Here is a 21,310-nt window from a genome sequence, read left to right as displayed (position 1 = left end):
CCCGCAATGGACGCACTGGTAGACCGGCTGGACCGCATCCGCGGCACCGTGGCGCCGCGCAACCACAACGCCCGCACCATCGCCGCGCTCACCAACAACCCCGGCTGCGGCCGGCGGGGGCTGATGGACGCGGCGGGGGTGAACAAGGGCGCCGTCGCCGGGCAGCTGGGCTTCCCGGCCGCCTTCGGCCAGTCGCGGTTCGCGATCGCCCGCGGCAACGCGTTCGAGGCGCAGGTGAAGGCCGACGGCGCGGCGGAGCTGCTGCAGCTGCTGCGCGAGCGGCTGGGCCTGGCCATCCCCGAGGTGGCCTACGACGACCTGTCCAACGTCGGCGGCAACGCCAGCCGCGAGGTGCGCTACGCCCGCACCCGCAGCCTGCTCGCCCGGGCCGCGGCCGAGCGCGACGACGCCGGCACGCTCTTCGACCACCCGATGCTGCGGCTGGACATCGCCGGCTACTACGCCTACCTGGAGCCCGACCTCATCGCCTTCCGGGCCGGCGGCCGCTTCCACGTGGTCGAGATCAAGTCGTTCGCGGTCATCGACGGGCAGGCCGACCCGGGCAAGGCGGCCGCGGCGGCCAAGCAGTCGGCCGTCTACGTGCTGGCCATGCGCGAGCTGCTGGCCGAGCTCGGGTACCCGCCGGAGAGCGTGTCGCACAACGTGGTGCTGGTCTGCCCGGAGAACTTCGCCAACCGGCCCACCGCCACCCTCGTCGACGTGCGCAAGCAGCTGACCGTGCTGCAGCGCCAGCTGTCCCGGCTGACCCGGCTCGACAAGATCCTCGACGCGCTGCCCGCCGGGCTGTCCTTCGATCTCGCCTATGACGCCGATCACAACGCCACCCGGCCGCCCGACGAGCTGCGCAAGGCCGTCAGTGAGATCGACGCGCGGTACACCCCGGACTGTCTCGGCTCGTGCGAGATGGCCTTCTTCTGCCGCACCGAGAGCGCCGGCTCGACCTCGGCGCTGGGCCGCTCCATCCGCGACGACCTCGGCGGCGTGGAGAGCGTGTCGACGGTCCTCGGCCTGGCCCGAGGCACCCTCACCCCCGGCACCGGCCAGGAGGAGATCGCGGCGCTGCTACGCACGGCGCTGCGGCTGCGCAACGAGTGCCTGGATCGGGCTGCGTGAGCATCCTGACGGCGCTCGCGCGCGCGGAGGCCGTGGAGTCGGGCCACGCCCAGCCACTGACCACGGTGCGGCACACGCACATCGCCGCGAAACCCCTGGTGCTGGTACCGCTGGCGCTCGCGGGAGAGGCGGCGGCCCCACTGGCGGCGATGGTGGGCACCGGCCGCGACGGCGGCCGCCTGCTCGTGGTGGCCAACCCGCGGGACCGCACCCAGCGGTTCGAGTTCGTCGCGCAGCTGGCCAGGATCATGCTGACGTACATCGAGGGCTGCTCCCGCACGGTCGACCCCGAGCAGCCGTCGAAGATGCGCTACGCCGAGGCGCCGCAGGTGCTCGTGCCCAACCGGGGCGGGGTCGAGTTCGTGCGGCTGCTGGGCCGCTCCACCCGCTTCCGCCGCGCCTACGGCCCGCACCCGGTGCACCGCACCGTCCCGCTGCTGGGCCAGTGGCTCACCTTCCTGCGCGAGCGGGCCGACCACCCGGGCTCGGCCATGCTGCTGGCCGTGACGGAGGTGCTCGGCGAGCACTGGGCGACCGGCCAGAGCGGCCTGGAGGACGCCAACCTGGCCGCGCTGCTGGGCTGGATCGACCCGCCGGCCGGCCTCGACGGGCCGGCCGCGGCCGGGCTGGCCGAGGATCCGCTGCGCTGGCCGCCGGCCGGCCCGAGCACCGACCCGACCTTCGACAACGAGGTGCTGGCCCCGGCGCTGGCCTCCTACCAGCGCGCGGCCGACCCGCAGGCCCAGAGCCGGGCCGAGACCGCGCTCGCCGCCGCCGTGCAGGAGCAGCTGGAGCCGACCTGGGGGCTCATGTGGCGGGCCGTGGACCTGCTGCGGGCCCGCCCGGCGGGCGCCTCCGTCGAGACCAGATGGGCCGTCGACCGCGACGTGTTCACGGTGTACCACATGTCGCTGGCCGAGGGCACCGCGCTTCCGCAGCCCAGGCGGGACAGCGCCGTCGCCGCCGCCGGACGCCTCGACCGGCTCGAACGCGAACAGGCCCGCTACGAGGCCCAGCGCGCCCTCGACGACCCGCTGATCATGGCCGAGTTCCGGCTCTCCGGCGAGGCGTTCACGGGCACCGTGGTCTCGGCCTCGCCCAACCGCGTCGACACGTCGGGCAAGAAGGCCGCGCTGCGCCCGCACATCACGGTGCAGACCGACGACCCGGTGCGCCTGGAGCCCGGTGCGCTGCTCGTCTCCCCGGCCCGCCCGGGCCAGCAGGCCATGGTGGTGTCGGTCTCGTCCGTCGACGTGGTGCTGGAGCTCTCCAAGGGGATGGGCCGCTCGACCAAGCAGCCGGCGCCGGGGTCGGTGCCCGAGGTGGGGGAGCTGGTGACGTACGGCCCGGTGAGCGACGCCTACCAGCCGCCGGGCCGGTTCCCGAGCCGCGAGGACACGCCCTGGACGCACGGGGGGCCGCCGCCGGAGTACCAGCCCAACGACTCCGACGCCGGGGAGGACTGGTCATGACCGTCATCGACGACATCCTTGACGACTTCGGGTCGGCGGCCGGCCGGGGCGTGGTGGTCGACTCCCCGCCCGGCGCCGGCAAGTCCACGCTGGTCGTGCGGGCCGCCCGCACCATGGCCGAGGCGGGGGAGCGGCTCATGGTGGTCGCGCAGACCAACGAGCAGGTCGACGACCTCATCGACCGGCTCGCCACCGCCGCCCCCGGCCTGGAGATCGGGCGCCTGTCGGCCTCGACGTACGTCCCCGCCCAGCGGGTGATCAAGCACGGCTCGGTCACCGTCAGCGGCGCCGTCTCCGACGTGCAGACCAGCGCGGTCGTCATCGGCACGGCCGCGAAATGGGCGACGGTCACCGACGGCACCTGGGAACGGGCGATCGTCGACGAGGCGTACCAGATGCGCTCCGACATGTTGCTGAGGGTCGCCGGGCGGTTCTCCCGCGGCCTGTTCGTCGGCGACCCCGGCCAGCTCGACCCGTTCTCGGTCGTGGCCGTCGAGCGCTGGGCCGGGCTGTCCTGGGACCCGATGCAGAGCGCGGTCGCCGTACTGCTGCGGCACAACGCCGACCTGCCGGTCCATCGCCTGCCGGTGTCCTGGCGCCTCCCGCCGTCGGCGGCGTCGGTCGTGTCGGCCGCGTTCTACCCGTTCACCCCGTTCGAGGCCGGCACCAAGCCCGCCGACCGGCGGCTCGAGTTCTCGGTCCGGGCCATCGGCGCCGACCCGCGGCTCGAGGCGACCCTGGAGACCGCGCGGCGCACCGGCTGGGCCCTGCACGAGCTGCCGGCCCGGCACACCGTGCGCACCGACCGGGAGGCGGTCGCGGCCATCGCCGACATCGTCGTGGGACTGCTGCGCCGCGGCCCCGTCGCGTACTCCGAGCACGCGCCCGAGGGCCGCCCGGTGATCGCGGACCGGATCGCGGTGGGGGCGGCACACCGCGACCAGGTGGCCGCCATCCGGCTCGCCCTGGCCGACACCGTCGCCGCCGACGTCACGGTCGACACGGCGAACCGCCTCCAGGGCCGCGAGTACGACGTGACGGTGATCCTGCACCCGCTCTCCGGCCGCCGCGACGCCAGCGCGTTCCACCTGGAGGCCGGCCGCCTGTGCGTCCTCGCGTCGCGCCACCGCCACGCCTGCGTCGTCGTGGCCCGCGCCGGGATCGCCGAGTTGCTGGACACCCACCCGTCGGCCGAGCCGGTGCACCTCAACGTCCCGGTCCGCTTCCCCGACGGCTGGGAGGCCAACCAGGCGATGCTGGCCTACCTCGCGGACGTCGCGGTCTCCTGACCCGGCCGCGCCCCCGCACCCGGGTGGGTGCGAGAGCGCGGTCTTTCTTACCGCTTGACCCGTTTCCTCACGCTCTTGCTGGTGCGTCGCCAGGCGTTGACGGCCTTCTGCCGAGGGGTCTGCTTGGCCTTGCGGCGCCGTACGACCGTGATCACCGCCACGACGGTGGTGGCCACCCCGGCAGCGGCGGCGGTCACCAGCGCAACGGGCCGGCGCCGGGCCCGCTTCTTGGTCTGCGTGGCCAGGTCGGCCGCGCGCTCCTTGGTCTGCGAGGCCAGACCGGCGGCGCGCTCCTTGGTCTGCGCGGCCAGGTCGGCGGCGCGCGCCTTGGTTTGCGTGGTCAGGTCGCCGAGGGTGCCCTTGAGGTCCTTGCGGGCCTCGGTCGCGTTGCCGTTCGCGCTCATCGCTGCCCCCTTCTCTCTTGTCCCAGGGGATGCCCAAACCCGCCGCGCCTCAACCACCCCGCCGGTCATTCCCCCGGAAGTGCCGATCCTCCCTGATATGTCCCGATCTGCGGCATATCGCACGATGGGCAGCAGCAGCGAAGAGCGTCAACGTACCGGCGGTGCTGGCGCTCCGCGGCCGGGAGTAAGCCATCGAAGCGGATGGACGTAAACCGCGAAGCGGGCCCGGGCGTAACCGAGAAGCGCACGAACGCGAACCGCGAATCGGCGCCGGCGTAAACCGCGGAGCGGGCGCGAGCCTCGGATTCGGGCGGACGCTCAACCACGAAGCGGGCGCGGGTGTAAGTCGCGGAGCCGGGTGGACGTTAACCGCGAAGCTGGCCCGGGCGTAAACCTTAGAGTCGGGCTGGCGCTAACCGCAGGCTGGCGGACGCTCAACCGCGGATCGGGCGCAGGCGTAAACCGTGGATCGGGCGGGCGCCAACCGCAAGCTGGCGGATGCTCAACCGCGGAGCGGGCGCGGGGGCGTCAGCCGCGGGGCCGGGCGGGCGTTAACCGCGAAGCTGACGCGGGCGTAAACCTTGGAGTCGGCGGGCGCTGACCGCAAAGCTGGCGGACGCTCAGCCGCGGAGCGGGCGCGGGTGTAAGTCGCGGAGCCGGGTGGACGTTAACCGCGAAGCTGGCCCGGGCGTAAACCGCGAAGCGGGCGCGGGCGGAAATCGAACCTGGCGTAAGTCGCGAATCGGGCGAGAGCATGCCGCGAAGCAAACGGGCGTAAGCCGCGAAACCGATAAGTCGGGCGCTCCGCGCCACGACTTATCGGACTTACACCCCGTCAGGAGAAATGTCCGAAAAATCCTGATGCCGCCAGGCATCGGGATTTTTCGTGCAAAACACTCAACGCCCGAGGGCTGCGACCGCGAGGTCAGTCCTCGCGGACCACGACCTGCACGGCGGCGTCGTCGTCGAGGCGGTAGCCCACGCCCCGGACGGTCGCGATGATCCGCGCGGCGCCGCCCAGCTTTACCCGCAGCCGGCGCACGTGCACGTCGACGGTGCGCTCGGTGCCCACCATGTCGTAGCCCCACACCTGCCGCAGCAGCTGCGCGCGGCTGAACACGCGCCGCGGGTGCTCGCACAGGAAGAGGAAGAGGTCGTACTCGCGCCGGGTCAGTGGCACCGCGACGCCGTCCTGCAGGACCAGCCGCGAGCCGGTGCACAGGTACAGCCGGGGTGCGTCCGGCGTGGCCCGGCCGATCCGGCGGACCTTCTTGTCGTCGGTGCCGGCCGGCTCGAGCTCCGGCTCGAGGGCGACCGGGGACGGGTCCACCAGGCGCAGGGTGCGCTGCTGGGGAGCTGCGGTGGACGGGCGGGCGGTGGTGCTGCGCTGGATCTGCTGGCTGGCCTGGTTGGCGGCGAGGGCCTCGAGATCGCTGAGCAGGCGGGAGGCCTCCGGTGGGAGTTCCTCGCCGTTGAGCGTGATGTGGACGGTGATCGTGACCACGGAGGGTGCGGCGTCGACGACCGGAACGGCCATTTTTTCAATCCTTTCGAAAACCTTCTGAATGAACGCCGATTTTCAACCGGGGGTCACTCGACAAAGGCCGTCGAAATGGTGCTCGCGGCGGGATATCCACATCGGATCTAGCAGCACCTCGGGGCACATGGCATCGACCTTACCAGGATCGTCACGGGATGCGACAGCCGTGTTGCGCGCCGCACAGAATAGATCGCCACTAATTCGTCAGACGTTTTGGGATGGATTTCACCGGCAATTCATGCGGACCGTCCCCAGCTAACTTTCGGTGAGCCCGCGGTAGCCCGTCAATCTGTTCCCATATATTGGAAGATCGTCAGCAATGGCGACATTGCTACCGACGCATGCTGCGGTGGCATCGCCCGTAAATCCTATCGGCTAGATATGTTCATGCCGTCCACCATATGGGATCGTGGCACGGAGTCGGCCCGGGGTGACAATACCTGCCCCCAGGTCCGTCACCCGTTGGCGCAGCCCTCGATCGGACGTTACGACGACGACGGGCCGGCGCTGCACATTGTCGCGGACCAACGCCACAATGTGATCGTCACCGGATTGCGGCGCCGCCTCGACCGGCACGCCGTCGATCGGCGGCACCCCGCGGGCCGCCCCCTCCACGACCAGGAGGACGTCCCCCGGGAGAGCGGATCGGTCGCGCGCGGCGAGCGCGTCGCGCAGCCGGGCCGCCGCCCCCGCACGGTCGCGCCACCAGCCGTCCGGCACCGAACCGACCACGTTTGCGCCGTCGACGATGATGAGCGTCTGCTCCATGCGGCAGTTGTACCCCGGTCGGCCGCAGATTCCCTCAGCACCCGCGGCGCCGGGCCGATGTCCTGCCTCGGAGGCGCCATGGAACCGATCCGCGAGACGGCCGGAGTCACCCTGCGCGCCATCCTGCGGTATGTCCGCGCCCGGGGTGGCGACGCGGCGGTGCCACGCGTCCTCGAGCTGGCCGGCGAGCGGGAGATCCCATCGGCGTACGACGACCCGCGCCGCTGGTGGTCGTACGAGACGAAGATCAACGTCTTCGCGGCGGCGGCGCAGGTGCTGGGCGACGAGTCCATCGGGCTGCGGGTGGGGCAGAGCATCCTGTCGTACTCCGTGAACACCCCGATCCGCCTGGGACTGCTCCTGCTGGGCGGCCCCGCGCAGGTCATCCGCCTGATCGCGACCACCAGCGCCAAGTTCAACGCCACCGCCGACATGTCGGCGCTGTCGTCCGCCCCGGGGGTGGCGACCGTGCGGTACCGCCTGCGCAGCGGATATCGCCCGTCGCGCTACGACTGCGACTACACCCGCGGGCTGCTCACCCAGATCCCGGCGCTCTTCGGCCGCCCGCCGGCCACGGTGATCCACGAGGCGTGCCAGGTCGACGGGGCCGAGGCGTGCGTCTACACCATCCGCTGGCGGCAGCGGCGCTGGTGGTTGCGCCGCCGCGGTGGCGAGGACACCTCGGGCGACGTGCTGGCCGGGCGCATGGAGCTGCTGCAGCGCACCGTCGCCGAGCTCGTCGCGGCTGAGCAGCCGGAGCGGGCGCTGGCCATCGTGGCCGACAAGGCGGGGTACGCGGTCAACGCCCAGGCGTTCCTGCTGGTGGCCAGCCCCTCGCCGGGCGCGCCGCGCCAGGTGCACGGCTACGGCCTGGCCGAGGCCGAGATCGAGGTGCTCGCGGCCGCACCGCCGGCCGGCCTCGGCGGCACCCTCGTCGTGGACATCGCCTCGCCGAACCGCTACTACGGGTACCTCGTCGCCTTCTGCTCCGACTTCTTCGACGCCGAGCGCCGCATGCTCGACGCCTACGCCAACCTGGCCGCGGTCGCCCTCGACGCGCTCTCGGCGCTGGAGAGCGCGGCGGAGCGGCAGCGCATCGCCGAGAGCCTGCTGGCGCTGGCCCGCCGGCTCACCACCGCGCGCAGCGCTGCCGAGGTGGCCGAGGTCACCGCCGAGGCGGTCCGCTCGGTGATGGCCGCCGACTCGGCCAGCGTGCTGCTGCACTCCGACGGCCGGCTGCGCGTGGCGGCCAACGCCGGCACCGGCGACGAGCGGCGGCGCCGGGCCCGCCAGCTCGCGTTCTCGCGCGACGACACGGCGCTGGCCGAGCGCTTCCGGATGGGCGACCCGCCGCGCGCCTACGACCGGGACAGCGCCGACCCGTTCGTGCTCGGCCTGCTCGACGCGTTCGGCCACGAGCTGATGATCGTGGTGGACATCGCGCTGCCGGGGCACCCGTACGGCGTCCTCGTCGCCGCCTACGACACCCCGCAGGGCACCGACCGGGCCCGCGAGACCGTCGACCGGATGGCCGGCATCGCCGACCAGGCCGCCACCGTGCTGCGCACCTGCGAGCTGCTGGAGACCAACTGGCGGCTGGCCCACGTGGACCCGCTCACCGACCTGGCCAACCGGCGGGCGTTCCTGGCCGCGCTGGACAGCGCGGTCGCGGCCGGCGAGGGCGCGGTGCTCTTCATCGACCTCGACGGCTTCAAGGCGGTCAACGACTCCCTCGGCCACGCGGCCGGCGACGAGCTGCTCGCCGCGGTGGCCGGGCGCCTCAACGGCTGCGTGCGGGCCGGGGACGTGGTGGCCCGCCTCGGCGGCGACGAGTTCGTGGTGCTCACCCACGGCGCGCTCGGCGCCGACGGGGTGCCGGAGCTGGCCCGCCGGATCGAGGAGGCGTTCCGCAAGCCGGTCGCGGTGCTCGGCGGCGCCCTGGTCGAGGCCCGGGCCAGCGTCGGGGGCACCCGGTTCGCGGCCGGGGAGCAGACCCGGCACGTGCTGCACCGTGCCGACATCGCCATGTACGAGGCCAAGCGCGGCGCGGTGACGGTCCTACGCTGAGGCGTCGCCCGTCCGGGCACGGCGTGGTATATCTCACGCGACGCCGCGGGATGACCGGATCTTCGAGGAGACCCCCGGCGGTGCGGGGCAACCGGCAGAACAGCATCATGAAGAAGGTCACCAGCTGGGCCGCCATCATCGCGGTGCCGACCGCTGTTACCCGTGATGTGGGCAGAATCTGCTGATACGGGCAGAATCTGCCCTGTCCGGGCTATGAGAAGCTCTCGGGGTTCGTCACCTCGTCGGTGCTCATCGTGGTGCTGTCGGTAGGGCTGTACTTCACCTTCAAACGCAGGGACTGGCTATGACTGAACACTTCGACGTCGTCGTGCTGGGCGCCGGCCCGGGCGGCTACACCGCCGCCGTGCGCGCCGCGCAGCTCGGCCTGCGCACCGCCATCGTCGAGGACAAGTACTGGGGCGGCGTCTGCCTCAACGTCGGGTGCATCCCGTCCAAGGCGCTGCTGCGCAACGCCGAGCTCGCGCACATCTTCACCGCCGAGGCCAAGACGTTCGGCATCCAGGGCGAGGTCACGTTCGACTACTCGGCCGCCTTCCAGCGCAGCCGCAAGGTGGCCGACGGCCGGGTCAAGGGCGTGCACTACCTGATGAAGAAGAACGAGATCCGGCAGTACCACACCAAGGGCACGTTCCTCGACGACCACACGCTGCAGGTCGGCGACGAGACCATCACCTTCGCCAACGCGATCATCGCCACCGGGGCCAGCACCCGGCTCCTGCCGGGCACGACGCTGTCCGAGCGGGTGGTGACGTACGAGGAGCAGATCATGACCGAGGAGCTGCCGTCCTCGATCATCATCGCCGGGGCCGGCGCGATCGGCGTCGAGTTCGCGTACGTGCTGCACAACTACGGCGTGAAGGTCACCATCGTCGAGTTCCTCGACCGGATGGTGCCGCTGGAGGACGCCGAGGTCTCCGCCGAGCTGGCCAAGCGGTACAAGCGGCTGGGCATCTCGGTGCTGACCTCGACCCGCGTCGAGTCGGTCGAGGAGACCGGCTCCGGCGTCAAGGTCAGCGTCTCGTCCGGGGGCAAGACCCAGACGCTGGAGGCGGACAAGCTCCTGCAGGCAATCGGCTTCGCGCCGCGGGTCGAGGGCTTCGGGCTGGAGAAGACCGGGGTCAAGCTCACCGACCGCGGTGCGATCGAGGTCGACGGGCGGCTGCGCACCAACGTGCCGCACATCTTCGCCATCGGCGACGTCACCGCCAAGCTGATGCTCGCGCACGCGGCCGAGTCGATGGGCATCGTCGCCGCCGAGACCATCGCCGGGGCCGAGACGATGGAGCTCGATTACGTCATGATCCCGCGGGCGACGTACTGCCAGCCGCAGATCGCCAGCTTCGGGTACACCGAGGAGCAGGCCCGGGCCAAGGGCTTCGACGTGAAGGTGTCGAAGTTCCCGTTCACGGCGAACGGCAAGGCGCACGGCCTCGGCGACGCGACCGGCTTCGTCAAGCTGATCAGCGACGACAAGCACGGCGAACTGCTCGGTGGCCACCTGATCGGCCCCGAGGTCACCGAGCTGCTGCCGGAGCTCACGCTGGCCCAGCAGTGGGACCTCACCGTGCACGAGGTGGCCCGCAACGTGCACGCGCACCCGACCCTGGGCGAGGCCGTCAAGGAGGCCATCCACGGCCTGTCCGGCCACATGATCAACATGTAGCCGTTTCGCAGTCCACCCCGCGGGATCGGCGGGCTGGCACACCCGTCCGCCGATCCCGCTCGGTACGCTTTGCCCATGCGGCAGGAGTGGCACCACTTCACTTACCCCGGTCCGGAGATCTCCCGCGTCGCCGTCCCGGGCAACCAGGACGACGACGAGTTCGGCCTCGACCGGTGGCGGACGCTGCCGCGCGCGCAGACGCCGCCGTGGCCCGACCAGGCCGCCGTCGACGAGGTCGGCCAGCTGCTGGCCTCCGTCCCGCCGATCGTCGCCCCCTACGAGGTCGACCAGCTGCGCGAGCGCCTCGCCCTCGTCGCCGACGGCAAGGCGTTCATGCTGCAGGGCGGCGACTGCGCCGAGACCTTCGCCGACAACACCGAGGCCCACGTGCTGGGCAACGCGCGCACCCTGCTGCAGATGGCGGTCGTGCTCACCTACGGCGCCTCGCTGCCGGTCATCAAGATCGGCCGGGTGGCCGGCCAGTTCACCAAGCCCCGCTCGGCCCCGCTGGACTCGCTGGGCCTGCCCGCCTACCGCGGCGACATGATCAACTCGCTGGACAAGAGCCCCGAGGCGCGCATCGCCGACCCCCAGCGCATGGTCCGCGCCTACGCCAACTCCTCCAGCGCGATGAACATGCTGCGCGCGTACCTCGGCGGTGGCATGGCCGACCTGCACGCCGTGCACGACTGGAACAAGGGCTTCGTGGTGACCTCGCCGGCCGGCCAGCGCTACGAGGCGATCGCCCGCGAGATCGACCGGGCGCTGCGCTTCATGCAGGCGTGCGGCGTCAACGACGACGAGGCGCTGCGCACCGTCACGCTGTACTGCTCGCACGAGGCCCTGGCGCTGGAGTACGAGCGGCCGCTGGTGCGCATCGCGGGCGCGAAGCCGTACGGGCTGTCCGGGCACTTCCTCTGGATCGGCGAGCGCACCCGCCAGCTCGACGGCGCGCACGTCGACTTCATGTCGCGCATCGCCAACCCGATCGGCGTCAAGCTCGGCCCGACCACCACCCCCGAGCAGGCGCTGGAGCTCTTCGAGAAGCTCAACCCCGACAACGTCCCGGGCCGGCTCACGTTCGTGGCCCGCATGGGCAGCACCAAGGTCCGCGACGCGCTCCCCCCGATCGTGGAGAAGGTCACCGCCGCCGGCTGCCGGGTGGTCTGGCAGTGCGACCCGATGCACGGCAACACCCACGAGTCGTCCAACGGCTACAAGACCCGCCACTTCGACCGCATCGTCGACGAGGTCCTCGGCTACTTCGAGGTCCACCGCGAGCTGGAGACCCACCCGGGCGGCCTGCACGTGGAGCTCACCGGCGAGGACGTCACCGAGTGCCTCGGTGGCGCCCAGGCCATCGCCGACGCCGACCTGCCGGACCGCTACGAGACCGCCTGCGACCCGCGCCTCAACACCCAGCAGTCCCTGGAACTGGCCTTCCTGGTGGCGGAGATGCTGCGTGGCTGACGCGGCTGTCGTCATCGACTTCCGCTCGGACACCCTGACCCGGCCATCGCCCGCCATGCGCGCGGCGATGGCCGCGGCCGAGGTCGGCGACGACGTGTTCGACGAGGACCCGACGCTGCACGAGCTGCAGGCCCACGTCGCCGCCCTCTTCGGCCACGAGGCCGCCCTGTTCACCCCGAGCGGCACGATGGCCAACCAGATCGCGCTGCAGCTGGCCGTCCCGCGCGGCGAGGAGCTGCTCTGCGACGCCGCCGCCCACGTCGTCAGCGACGAGATCGGCGCCGCCGCGGCCCTCGGCGGTATCTCCACCCGCACCTGGCCGACCGCCGGCGCCGACCTCGACCCGGCGGTGGTCCTCGACATGATCCGCCCCGACGGCTTCGTCGCGGTCCCGACCCGGGCCGTCGCCGTTGAGCAGACCCACAACCGCCAGGGCGGCGCCGTCATCCCCCTGGCGACCCTGCAGTCCCTCCGGGCCGCCACGACCGAGGCGGGCGTACACCTGCACTGCGACGGCGCCCGCATCTGGCACGCCCACGTGGCCGACGGCGTGCCCCTCGACACCTACGGCCGCCTCTTCGACAGCCTCTCGGTCTGCCTCTCCAAGGGCCTGGGCGCCCCGGTCGGCTCGCTGCTCGTCGGCTCGGCCGAGCGCATCGCCGCGGCCCGCAAGCTGCGCAAGCGGCTGGGTGGCGGCATGCGCCAGGCCGGCATCCTGGCCGCCGCGGGCCTGCACGCGCTGCGCAACAACATCCCGCGCCTGGCCGAGGACCACGCCCGTGCCCACCGGCTGGCGGAGGCCCTGGCCCCGGCCGGCGTCGTCGACCCGGCCCGCATCCGCACCAACATCGTCCCGCTGGACCTGTCGGGCGCCGCGGTGGACGGCCCGGCGTTCGCGGCGGCGGCGAGGGAGCAGGGCATCCTGGTCTCGGTCCTCGGCCGGCGGCTGGTCCGCCTGGTCACCCACCTGGATCAGACCGACGACGGCATCGACCACGCCGCGAAGGTCCTGCCGACGCTGCTCTGACCGGCGGCATTTGACCGGATAAGTCGGGCGCTGGCGCGCCACGACTTATCCGACTTTTCGCCCGCCGCCGCTTAAGTCGGTTGTTGAGCGGAAAAGTCGGGCGTGGGCATCACGACTTTTCGGACCTTTTCGCCTGTCGGGTCATATGTCAGATAAGTCGCGGCGCGGAGCGCCCGACTTATCGCGTTCGGGCCTTACGTGGCAGGGAGCCCGGCACGGCAGGCCCGGCTTATCCGCGTTCAGGCTTTACGTGGCGGGGAGTCCGGCACGCCGGGCCCGGCTTGTCCGCGTTCAGGCTTTACGTGGCGCGGAGTCCGGCATGCTGGGCCTGGCTTTGTCCGCGTTCGGGCCTTGCGTGCCGGGCTCCCCGCCGCGCCAGGCCAGCGCCAGGGCGACGCCCGCGCTCGCGCAGGTCAGCACCCCCGCCGCGATCATCGCGCCGTCCGCCCGCAGCGCCGCCACCAGCGGAGACGCCACCGCCGTCCCCGCGCCGATCGCCGTCTGGACCACCGCCGAGGACGCCGCGAACGCCCGGCCGTGCTGCGCGGCCGGCGTACGGCTGCTGATCAGCGTGCTCTGCGCGACGTTGACCAGCCCGTTGCCCACCCCGCCGGCGACCGACGCGGCGAAGGCGAGGACGAGGCCGGGCGCGAGCCCGATGCCCGCGATCCCGACGCCGCAGAGCAGGTTGCCCAGGGCGAGGGTCGCCGCCTGGCGCAGCGGCAGCCGGGGCGCGAGCTGGCCCCCGACGAGCGCGCCGACGCCCCAGAGCGTGAGGTAGAGGCCGTACCCGTACGACTGCGCCCCCAGTTGCTGCACGAACCGGAACGGCGCGGCGACGTTGTCGATCACCCCGCTGGCGACCGCGATCGCGCTGCCGATGAGCGCCGCGCGCAGCACCGCGTCGCCGAAGACCAGCCGCAGGCCGCCCCGCCGCCGGCCGTCCCCGGTCGCGGTGGCCTCCGGGGACGGGTGGCGGCGGGCCCGCACGAACGCGCAGGCGACGGTCAGCAGGGCGAAGGTGGCCGCGTCGACCAGGATCGCCGACGTCGGGCCGAAGGCGCCGGTGAGCAGCCCGCCGGCGGCCGGCCCGGCGATCCAGCCGACGTTCTGGCCGGTGGCGATCAGGGCGTACCCGCGCTCGGCCGCCCCCGCGCCGGTGATCGCCGGCACCAGTGCGGAGGTGGCCGGGCGCACGAACGCCGAGAGCGCGGTGACCCCGGCGAAGAGGGCGATGATCGCCCCCAGGTGGGTGGCGAAGGCCAGCGGTACCCCGAGCACGGCCTGCCCGGCCAGCGCGATCATGAGCACGGTCCGGGTCTCGAACCGGTCCACGATCCGGCCCGTGAGGGGGGCCAGCACGACGAAGGGCACCAGCTCGGCCCCGAGGAGCCCGGCCACCCAGCCGCTGCCGTGCGGCTGGAGGCGCAGCAGGAGGGCGACCAGCGCCGCCGCGTCGCCGGCGGTGGACGCGGCGAGCCCGACAGCCAGCAGGTTCAGGTCGCGGCGCATCGCTGATCCACGATGTAAGGCTCATTGCCGATAGGCCCTATGTCAAGCGCGACGCGGGATCGGACATAAGACCCGGCAGGGTATGAATCCGATACGTCCCGGCGCCCGGCTTATTGCGGCAAACCGCGCAGAAGGGCGATGTCGGCGGCGTGGCTCTCGCTCGGCGTCTCCACGATCAGGGGTATGCCCTCGACCGCCGGGTGGGCCCGCAGCTCGGCGAAGGCCGGGGTGCCGATCGTCCCCTTGCCCAGCGACTCGTGCCGGTCCCGGGTCGAGCCGCAGGCGTCCTTCGAGTCGTTGGCGTGGATCAGCCGCAGCCGGTCCGCCCCCGCCGCGGTCACCAGCGCGTCCAGCGTCGTGGTCATCCCGCCCGGGGTGGCCAGGTCGTGGCCCGCCGCCCACGCGTGGCAGGTGTCGAAGCAGACACCGAGGTGTGGGTGGCGGTCCACGGCCGCCAGGTACTCCTCCAGGTGCTCGACCCGCGACGCGAGGGAGCGCCCGCCGCCCGCGCTCGGCTCCACGAGCAGCGGCGGCCAGTCCTCGCGATCGGCTTGGTCCAGGAGGGGCAGGAGCACCCGCCGTACCGTTGCGAAGGCCTTCTCGGCGTGCTCGGCGTCCACCGCGGAGCCGGCGTGGAAGACGACGCCGCGGGCGCCGATGGCCCGGCCCCGGCGCAGCGCGTGCTCCAGGGTGGCGACCGACCGCTCGACGGTCGCCTCGGTGGGGGAGCCCAGGTTGACCAGCAGGGCCGCGTGCACGTAGGCGGCCACCCCCCGGTCCGCGCAGCCCTCGGCGAAGGCGTCGTCCTGCGCCGGGTCGCCCTCGGTCAGCGCCCAGCCGCGGGGGTTGGAGACGTACACCTGCACCGCCGTCGCCGACGTCTGCTCGACGTAGCGCAGGGCCGCCTTGGCGAGGCCCCCGGCGGCGGGGGCGTGCCCGCCGACCGGGGTGAGATCGGGATCCATCAGAAGTACGCGAGCAGCCGCACGTGCTGGCCCGGGGTCACCATCGTGCCGGGCTGCGGGTCCTGCTGGCGCACGGTGCCGAAGCCCTGCGCGTCGACCACCAGGCCGAGCCCCTCAAGCTGCTGCCGGGCCTGGTCGAGGCTCTGCTCGCGGACATCGGGCATCGGGATCTGGGCCGGGCCCTTGGAGATCTGCAGGTCCATGACCATGCCGTCGGCGACGCTGTTGCCGTCGGCGATGCTCTGCGAGACGACCTCGCCCTTGGGCTTGTCGCTGTCGACCTCCTCGACCTTGCCCAGCTGGATCTTCACCTTGTTGAGATCCTGCTTGGCCTGCTCGAGCTGCCGGCCCACCAGCTGGGGCACCTTCACGGGGTTGGGGCCCTTGCTGACGTACACCGTGATGGTCTGCCCGGGGTTGACCTGCGTGCCGATCTTGGGGTCGGTTTCGATCACGTAGCCGGCCGGGATGGCGTCGTCGAACTTCTCCGCGCGGTTGCCGGTGATCTTGAGCGCCTGCAGGTCGGCGAGGGCGAGGTCCCACTCCTTGCCGGTGATGTTCGGCACCTTGTAGATCTCGGGGCCGAGCGACAGGACGAGGGTGATCGTGGCGCCGCTCAGGATGCGCCCGCCGGGCGGCGGGTCCTGGCCCTTCACCTGGTCCCTGGGCACGTTCGCGTCGAACTGCGCAGTGTCGAACTTGACCTTGAAGCCGGCCGTGGTGGCCAGGTGGACCGCCTGCTCCCGGTTCTGCCGGGTGAGGTCGGGCGTGTCGGTGTAGCGGCCGACGCCGAACCAGTAGCCACCGATCGCGATCAGCAGGCCGACGGTCAGCATGGCGGCGATGACGCCCAGCCGGGTCCGCGGGTTGGCGTTGATCCGGTTGAGCAGCCCCTGCAGGCCGCCGTCCGCGCCGCCGCCCCGCGAGGCCTCGGTGCGGTGCCGGCGGGCGACCGCGGCCGGGGGAGCGGAGGAGGGGAGCCGGGCCCACGACGGGCGGTGGCTGGCCTGGTACGTCTGCGGCACCGACTCCACCTGCGGCACCATGACGGTGGGCGGGGCGACCGGGCGGGCCCGCGTGGCGGCTGCCGCGCCGATGTCGTCGCGGACGGCCTGCACCTCGGCGAGCATCGCGCCGGCGTCGGTCGGGCGGCCGCCCGGGTCGCGGCGGGTCGCCCGGGCCACGAGGTCGTCGACGGCCGGCGGCAGTCCCGGCACGTACCGCGACGGGAAGGGCACGTCGCGGTCCACGTGCTGCCAGGCCACCTCGACCGGACGGTCGGCCTCGTACGGCACGCGGCCCGTGAGCATCTCGAAGAGCACGATGCCGGAGGAGTACACGTCCGTGCGCGGGTCGGCGTGCCCGTCGGTGACCAGCTCCGGCGCGACGTAGGCGACGGTGGCCATGAGGTGCGAGCCGGTCTCGTCGGCGCTGGCCTCCACGGCGCGGGCCAGGCCGAAGTCGGCCACCTTGACCACGCCGTCGATGAGGTTGTGCGACTCGCCGGGCGACTCGGCGACCAGCACGTTCTCCGGCTTGACGTCGCGGTGCACCAGCCCGGCGCGGTGCGCGGCGGCGATCGCGGCGAGCATCTGCTCCATGATCGCCAGGGCCTCCTGCGGCTGCAGGCGGCGCCGCTCGGCGAGCACCTCGCGCAGCGTCCGGCCGCGTACGTACTCCATCACCAGATAGGGCAGGCCCTTGTGGGTGCCCTGGTCGTAGACGGCGACCACGTTGGGATGGGTGAGCCGGGCGATCGTCTTGGCCTCGTCGGTGAACCGATCGACGAACTGCGGATCGCGCGACTGCGCCGGGTGGATGATCTTCAGTGCGACGATGCGCTCGAGGCGCTCGTCGAGCGCGGTGTAGACCGTCGCCATGCCGCCCCTGGCGACACGCGAACGAACGCGGTAACGCCCGTCGAGAAGCGCACCGAGCAGTGGATCGGCGACCGTTGTGTCCATCGGCTGCGAGTGTACGGCTGGTAGGCCCGAAACCTCAGCGCCCTTCGTCATCGATGTGGTTTCGTCCCCATTTCGAGAGCTTCGTCGGCGTCGGGGAGGGCGATGAGCCGGACGCGGAGGGTGACGGGCTGGCGCTTGCGCTGGGGGTCGGGCTGGCCGGCGGCGTCTGGGTGCTCTCGGGAGCCGAGGTTTGCGTCGCCGGCACGCCGACCGGCGCGGGAACCTCCGGCAGCGCGATGACCTGGGGCGGCGACGACCGGCGCACCTGCGGCCGGGGCTGGGTCGGCGCCGGCGCGGTCGGCCGGATCGCCGACGGCCCGGGCGCCGCGCCCTCGGTCGTGACGGGCGTGGGGGCGCCGGCCAGCGGCGTCTCGTGGGACTCGGCCCGCAGCGCCGTCAGGCCGCCGGCGACCGCCAGGTACGTGCCGGCCGCGCCCCCGGCGACCAGCAGGGCCACCCCGGTGCCGGTGGCGAACCGGCTGCGGTACGGGTTGGGCATCACGTGCTGGCCGCGGTGCCGGCGCGGCGCGTACTCGGCCGTCTCCGCCATGCGCAGGCGCAGCGCCCGGCGTCGCGTCGCGTGCTGGGACAGGTCGTAGCACGCGGAACGCCAGGCGCCGGCGACCTCTCGGTGAACCTTGAGCCAGAGCCCCACTGCCCGTTCCTTCCTGCCAACGAGGTGACCATTACTGTTCAGGTGTGACCGAAACACCTGCCGGCCCGGCTGAATGGCTGACCATGCCCGACGTCGCGGAGCGCCTCGGCATCCCTGTCAACCGGGTGCACCAACTGGTCCGGGACCGTTCGCTGATCGCCGTCCGGGAGAGTGGCGTGCTGCGCGTCCCCGTGGACTTCATCACCGAGTCGGGCGTGCTCAAGCACCTTCCAAGCGTGCTGACGTTGTTGTACGACGCTGGGTACAACGAGGCTGAGGCCCTCCGGTGGCTCTACACGCCCGACGAGTCCCTCCCCGGCACCCCGGCGGAGGCCCTCCGCGGCAACCGCGCCACCGAGGTCAAGCGGCGCGCACAGGCCCTGGGCTTCTGACCGGATGCGCTGGACCTACCTGCTGGTGCTGGCCGGCTGCCTGGCCGGCGCCCTGTGGCTGGAGCCGCTGCTGAAGGTCGGCGTGCTGCGCCAGGTCCGCCGCCTGGCGCTGACCGTCCTGCCGGTCGCCGCCGTCTTCGTGGCCTGGGACCTGCTGGCCGTCCACGCCGGCCACTGGCACTTCGACCGGCGCCAGATCACCGGCGTGTTCCTCCCGGGCGGGCTTCCCCTGGAGGAACTGCTGTTCTTCCTGGTCGTGCCCCTCTGCGCCATCCTCGGCTACGAGGCCACCCGCCAGACCCTGCGCCGCTGGTCGCGCCGATGACCTACACCGCCGCGGCCTGCGCCGGGGTTCTCGTCGCGGTGGTACTGGACGTGTCGGTGCTGCGCACGCGCCTGCTCTTCGGCCGGGTCTTCTGGTGCTCGTACCCGATCGTGTTCGGTTTCCAGCTGCTGTCCAACGGCATCCTGACCGGCCGCGGCGTGGTCCTCTACAACCCGGCCGACATCCTGGGCCTTCGCCTGGTCCACGCCCCGGTCGAGGACCTGGCGTTCGGCTTCGCCCTCGTCCTGAGCACCCTGTCGGTCTGGACCCGCCTCAGACCACGCGCTGGGTCGCCGCCTGGGCCAGGCCGGTCAGGACCTCGCGAGCCTCGTCCGTGATGTCCGCGCCGCCGAGCGCCTCGAGCGCGGCCGCGGTGAGCTGAGCGATCCGCTCCTCGGTCCGCCGCAGCGCCCCGCTGTCCACGATCGTCTTGCGCAGCAGGGCCACCCCGTGCTCGTCCAGCCGCGGGTCGCCGAGGTGCTCGTCGAACACCGTCACCCCGGCCCCTTCGACGGCGGCCGCGATGAGGTACGTCCGCTTGCCCTCCCGCAGGTCGTCGCCGGCCGGCTTTCCGGTCACGGCGGGGTCCCCGAACACCCCGAGCACGTCGTCGCGCAGCTGGAAGGCCTCCCCGAGCGGCAGCCCGAACGCCGAGTACGCCTTCGCCACCTCGCTGCCGGCCCCCGCCAGCGCCGCGCCGAACACCAGCGGCTGCTCGATCGTGTACTTGGCCGACTTGAACCGGGCCACCAGGCTCGCCCGGGCGGTCGACGTGTCCCCGGTGGCCTGCGTCTGCATGTCGAGGTACTGCCCGATGGTCACCTCGGTGCGCATCTCGTCGAACACCGGCCGCGCCCGCCCGAGTGTCACGGGGTCCACCCCGCTGGCGTGCAGCATCTCGTCCGACCAGACCAGGCACAGGTCGCCGAGCAGGATCGCCGCCGAGGTCCCGAACCAGTCCGGGTCGCCCCGCCACCCGCCCTCCCGGTGGATCCCGGCGAAGCGCCGGTGCACGGCCGGCTCTCCCCGCCGCGTCTGCGAGCCGTCCATCACGTCGTCGTGGATGAGCGCGCTGGCCTGCACCAGCTCCAGCGCCGCCACCGCCGCCACGACCTCGTCGGAGTCGGCCCCGCCGCTCCCGCGGTACCCCCAGTAGGCAAAGGCCGGCCGTAGCCGCTTGCCGCCCCCGAGCACCAGCGCCTCGATGGCGTCCGCGACCGGCGCGAGCGCGACCGACTCGATCTCGGCCAGCCGTCCCCGCCGTCGCCGCAGGAAGCCGTCAAGCGCCGACCGGACCCGCTCGCGAAGGCCGGCACGGTCGAGGTAGGGGTGCGTCACGGCAGAGACGCTAACGCGAAACCTCGCCCGCTGCCGCGCCGGTATCCCCCGCCCGGCCACCCAGCCTGGCCGCCATCTCCCACAAATCGGAAAAATCGCGGTAGGCTGCCGCCTTTCCGAGCTCCGGCCGCAGCCGCTCCACCTCCCGCAGCACCCGCGCCGACCCGCTGAGCGCACCGGCCTGCACCGCCGAGGCCGCCGCGGAACAGGCCTCCCCGACCTCCCCAGCGGCCACGAGGGCCCGCGCCCGCCCCGCGAGGACCAGCCCGGCGCCCCGCAGCCGCACCCGGCGGCCGCCCACCCCACACCCGGCGCTCCGCCTCCAGGCGCCCGCGCCCCGCCCCGCCGCGGCTGCCGCGCCGGCCCAGCCCTCCCGTGCCCCGGCGCCCGCCTGGGGCCCGCCGTCCGTGTCCGCCGTGCCGGCCCAGCCGTCCCGTGCCCCGGCGCCCGCCTGGGGCCCGCCGTCCGCGTCCGCCGTGCCGGCCCAGCCGTCTCGTGCGCTGGTGCCCGCCCCGGGCCCGCCGTCGGTGCCCCGCTCCGCCGCGTCCGGCCCGCCCTCTGCTGTCTTCGGGGACGCTCCCGGCGCCCCGGTCAGCGCGGCGCTCAGCAGCGGCAGGGCCAGCCGGTGCCGCCCGAGCCGCGCCTGGCACAGCCCGGCCAGCCCGGCGAGGTGCGCATCGTCCAGCCAGTACAGCCAGGCCGGATCGTGCTCCCCGGTGCGCAGGCGATGCGCCCGCTCGGCCGCCGCCAGCGCCGAGTCGCAGTGGCTCCGCTCGCCGCACGCCGCCGCGGCCGCCGCCTCCCGCAGCCACAGCACCGCCAGCGTCCCCGCGTCCGCCGGCGCCGCCACCCGCCGCGCGGCCCGGGCCAGCCGCAGCGCCGCGGCCCCGCTGCCCTCCTCGGCCTGCAACTGCGCGAGGCAGCCGAGCAGGTGCCCGGCCAGGGCCCGGTGCCCGCCGTCGCGGGCCGCCCGCAGCCCCCGCCGCATCAGCGCCGCGACCGCCTCCCCGCCGACCGGCGCCCCGGCGTCCACCCCCGTCCACACCGCGAGCTGCGCCAGCTGCGCGACGACGCCGAGCCCCGCCGCCCCCGGTCGCGTCCGGCTCCGGCGCACGGCCGCGCCGAGCTCGTCCCGCACCCGCCGCACGAGCTCCGCGCCCGAGATCAGGTCGTCCATCCTGCGCAGCTCGTCGACCCGCGACTGCCCGTCCGGGCAGGACCCGGTGAGTACCCGGGTGCCGACACTTCGGCTCACCGACAACCGTCGCGAGGTCCTCGTCGCGCTGACCCGCGGATACCTGCGC

The 21,310-nt window shown here is 73.2% G+C and carries 19 protein-coding genes; 10 read left to right on the top strand and 9 right to left on the bottom strand.

Features of this window, described 5'->3' with window-relative positions:
- The first annotated feature begins 6 nt into the window (after positions 1-6).
- From AB0M46_RS43265 to AB0M46_RS43255, 3 genes are read left to right on the top strand one after another with little or no spacing between them, the layout of a single operon-like run.
- Positions 7-1,134, top strand: a complete 1,128-nt coding sequence (locus tag AB0M46_RS43265; RefSeq protein ID WP_363345966.1) for a hypothetical protein — start codon at positions 7-9, stop codon at positions 1,132-1,134.
- A complete protein-coding gene (locus tag AB0M46_RS43260) occupies positions 1,131-2,606 on the top strand; it encodes a hypothetical protein (RefSeq protein WP_363345964.1) in 1,476 nt (491 codons plus the stop codon). Before AB0M46_RS43265 ends, AB0M46_RS43260 begins: the two co-directional genes overlap by 4 nt.
- Positions 2,603-3,895 carry an AAA domain-containing protein gene (locus AB0M46_RS43255; RefSeq protein WP_363345962.1) on the top strand — a complete coding sequence of 431 codons (1,293 nt, stop codon included), beginning with the start codon at positions 2,603-2,605 and terminating at the stop codon, positions 3,893-3,895. The genes AB0M46_RS43260 and AB0M46_RS43255 overlap by 4 nt, the downstream gene beginning before the upstream one ends.
- 47 nt (positions 3,896-3,942) lie before the next feature.
- Here AB0M46_RS43255 and AB0M46_RS43250 read toward each other — a convergent pair whose 3' ends face one another.
- The 3 genes from AB0M46_RS43250 to AB0M46_RS43240 form a co-directional block, all read right to left on the bottom strand.
- The gene (locus tag AB0M46_RS43250) at positions 3,943-4,299 is read right to left on the bottom strand and encodes a hypothetical protein (protein ID WP_363345960.1); all 357 of its coding nucleotides are present in this window, start codon (positions 4,297-4,299) and stop codon (positions 3,943-3,945) included.
- Positions 4,300-5,224: 925 nt separating this feature from the next.
- Positions 5,225-5,836, bottom strand: coding sequence for a winged helix-turn-helix domain-containing protein (locus tag AB0M46_RS43245; protein WP_363345958.1), 612 nt, complete (start codon positions 5,834-5,836; stop codon positions 5,225-5,227).
- A gap of 378 nt (positions 5,837-6,214) precedes the next feature.
- A complete protein-coding gene (locus AB0M46_RS43240; protein WP_363345956.1) occupies positions 6,215-6,607 on the bottom strand; it encodes a hypothetical protein in 393 nt (130 codons plus the stop codon).
- 78 nt (positions 6,608-6,685) lie between these two features.
- Here AB0M46_RS43240 and AB0M46_RS43235 point away from each other — a divergent pair, with 78 nt between their 5' ends.
- The 4 genes from AB0M46_RS43235 to AB0M46_RS43220 all read left to right on the top strand — a co-directional run bounded on the left by AB0M46_RS43235 (position 6,686) and on the right by AB0M46_RS43220 (position 12,855).
- Positions 6,686-8,674 (top strand): GGDEF domain-containing protein, encoded by a 1,989-nt coding sequence (locus AB0M46_RS43235; RefSeq protein WP_363345954.1) that lies wholly within the window; start codon positions 6,686-6,688, stop codon positions 8,672-8,674.
- Positions 8,675-8,978: 304 nt separating this feature from the next.
- Complete coding sequence (gene lpdA / locus AB0M46_RS43230; RefSeq protein WP_363345952.1) at positions 8,979-10,358, top strand: dihydrolipoyl dehydrogenase; 1,380 nt, start codon at positions 8,979-8,981, stop codon at positions 10,356-10,358.
- Between the two features lie 75 nt (positions 10,359-10,433).
- On the top strand, positions 10,434-11,828 hold the full coding sequence (locus tag AB0M46_RS43225) for a class II 3-deoxy-7-phosphoheptulonate synthase (protein WP_363345950.1): 1,395 nt from the start codon (positions 10,434-10,436) through the stop codon (positions 11,826-11,828).
- On the top strand, positions 11,821-12,855 hold the full coding sequence (locus AB0M46_RS43220) for a GntG family PLP-dependent aldolase (protein ID WP_363345948.1): 1,035 nt from the start codon (positions 11,821-11,823) through the stop codon (positions 12,853-12,855). Before AB0M46_RS43225 ends, AB0M46_RS43220 begins: the two co-directional genes overlap by 8 nt.
- A 291-nt stretch (positions 12,856-13,146) precedes the next feature.
- Here AB0M46_RS43220 and AB0M46_RS43215 read toward each other — a convergent pair whose 3' ends face one another.
- From AB0M46_RS43215 to AB0M46_RS43200, 4 genes are all read right to left on the bottom strand, one after another.
- The gene (locus AB0M46_RS43215) at positions 13,147-14,367 is read right to left on the bottom strand and encodes an MFS transporter (protein ID WP_363345946.1); all 1,221 of its coding nucleotides are present in this window, start codon (positions 14,365-14,367) and stop codon (positions 13,147-13,149) included.
- 110 nt (positions 14,368-14,477) lie between these two features.
- Complete coding sequence (locus AB0M46_RS43210; RefSeq protein WP_363345944.1) at positions 14,478-15,332, bottom strand: deoxyribonuclease IV; 855 nt, start codon at positions 15,330-15,332, stop codon at positions 14,478-14,480.
- The gene (locus tag AB0M46_RS43205) at positions 15,332-17,296 is read right to left on the bottom strand and encodes a PASTA domain-containing protein (RefSeq protein ID WP_363345942.1); all 1,965 of its coding nucleotides are present in this window, start codon (positions 17,294-17,296) and stop codon (positions 15,332-15,334) included. The genes AB0M46_RS43210 and AB0M46_RS43205 overlap by 1 nt, the downstream gene beginning before the upstream one ends.
- 34 nt (positions 17,297-17,330) lie before the next feature.
- Positions 17,331-17,951 carry a hypothetical protein gene (locus tag AB0M46_RS43200; RefSeq protein ID WP_363345940.1) on the bottom strand — a complete coding sequence of 207 codons (621 nt, stop codon included), beginning with the start codon at positions 17,949-17,951 and terminating at the stop codon, positions 17,331-17,333.
- Positions 17,952-18,034: 83 nt separating this feature from the next.
- Between AB0M46_RS43200 and AB0M46_RS43195 the strand changes: the two genes are divergently transcribed.
- The 3 genes from AB0M46_RS43195 to AB0M46_RS43185 are packed head-to-tail and all read left to right on the top strand — an operon-like array spanning position 18,035 to position 19,006.
- Entirely contained in the window at positions 18,035-18,343 is a 309-nt protein-coding gene (locus AB0M46_RS43195; RefSeq protein WP_363345991.1) for an Rv2175c family DNA-binding protein, read from the top strand.
- Positions 18,344-18,347: 4 nt separating this feature from the next.
- A complete protein-coding gene (locus AB0M46_RS43190) occupies positions 18,348-18,668 on the top strand; it encodes a lycopene cyclase domain-containing protein (protein WP_363345938.1) in 321 nt (106 codons plus the stop codon).
- The gene (locus tag AB0M46_RS43185) at positions 18,665-19,006 is read left to right on the top strand and encodes a lycopene cyclase domain-containing protein (protein ID WP_363345935.1); all 342 of its coding nucleotides are present in this window, start codon (positions 18,665-18,667) and stop codon (positions 19,004-19,006) included. Before AB0M46_RS43190 ends, AB0M46_RS43185 begins: the two co-directional genes overlap by 4 nt.
- Here the strand turns inward: AB0M46_RS43185 and AB0M46_RS43180 are convergent.
- The gene (locus AB0M46_RS43180; RefSeq protein WP_363345933.1) at positions 18,942-20,006 is read right to left on the bottom strand and encodes a polyprenyl synthetase family protein; all 1,065 of its coding nucleotides are present in this window, start codon (positions 20,004-20,006) and stop codon (positions 18,942-18,944) included. The two genes, AB0M46_RS43185 and AB0M46_RS43180, sit on opposite strands and share 65 nt — an antisense overlap.
- Before the next feature lie 10 nt (positions 20,007-20,016).
- Complete coding sequence (locus AB0M46_RS43175) at positions 20,017-21,261, bottom strand: hypothetical protein (protein WP_363345931.1); 1,245 nt, start codon at positions 21,259-21,261, stop codon at positions 20,017-20,019.
- Positions 21,262-21,310: the final 49 nt, after the last annotated feature.

Source organism: Dactylosporangium sp. NPDC051485 (genome assembly GCF_040682015.1).
Taxonomy (GTDB): Bacteria; Actinomycetota; Actinomycetes; order Mycobacteriales; family Micromonosporaceae; genus Dactylosporangium.
Note: the sequence above shows the minus strand (reverse complement) of the source record. Positions and strands in the feature narration are given on the sequence as shown.

Coding starts and splice junctions, on each gene's coding strand:
- AB0M46_RS43265 (WP_363345966.1), top strand. CDS start 7: ATGGACGCACTGGTAGACCGGCTGGACCGCATCCGCGGCACCGTGGCG.
- AB0M46_RS43255 (WP_363345962.1), top strand. CDS start 2,603: ATGACCGTCATCGACGACATCCTTGACGACTTCGGGTCGGCGGCCGGC.
- AB0M46_RS43250 (WP_363345960.1), bottom strand. CDS start 4,299: ATGAGCGCGAACGGCAACGCGACCGAGGCCCGCAAGGACCTCAAGGGC.
- AB0M46_RS43245 (WP_363345958.1), bottom strand. CDS start 5,836: ATGGCCGTTCCGGTCGTCGACGCCGCACCCTCCGTGGTCACGATCACC.
- AB0M46_RS43240 (WP_363345956.1), bottom strand. CDS start 6,607: ATGGAGCAGACGCTCATCATCGTCGACGGCGCAAACGTGGTCGGTTCG.
- AB0M46_RS43235 (WP_363345954.1), top strand. CDS start 6,686: ATGGAACCGATCCGCGAGACGGCCGGAGTCACCCTGCGCGCCATCCTG.
- lpdA (WP_363345952.1), top strand. CDS start 8,979: ATGACTGAACACTTCGACGTCGTCGTGCTGGGCGCCGGCCCGGGCGGC.
- AB0M46_RS43225 (WP_363345950.1), top strand. CDS start 10,434: ATGCGGCAGGAGTGGCACCACTTCACTTACCCCGGTCCGGAGATCTCC.
- AB0M46_RS43215 (WP_363345946.1), bottom strand. CDS start 14,367: ATGCGCCGCGACCTGAACCTGCTGGCTGTCGGGCTCGCCGCGTCCACC.
- AB0M46_RS43210 (WP_363345944.1), bottom strand. CDS start 15,332: ATGGATCCCGATCTCACCCCGGTCGGCGGGCACGCCCCCGCCGCCGGG.
- AB0M46_RS43205 (WP_363345942.1), bottom strand. CDS start 17,296: ATGGACACAACGGTCGCCGATCCACTGCTCGGTGCGCTTCTCGACGGG.
- AB0M46_RS43195 (WP_363345991.1), top strand. CDS start 18,035: ATGCCCGACGTCGCGGAGCGCCTCGGCATCCCTGTCAACCGGGTGCAC.
- AB0M46_RS43190 (WP_363345938.1), top strand. CDS start 18,348: ATGCGCTGGACCTACCTGCTGGTGCTGGCCGGCTGCCTGGCCGGCGCC.
- AB0M46_RS43185 (WP_363345935.1), top strand. CDS start 18,665: ATGACCTACACCGCCGCGGCCTGCGCCGGGGTTCTCGTCGCGGTGGTA.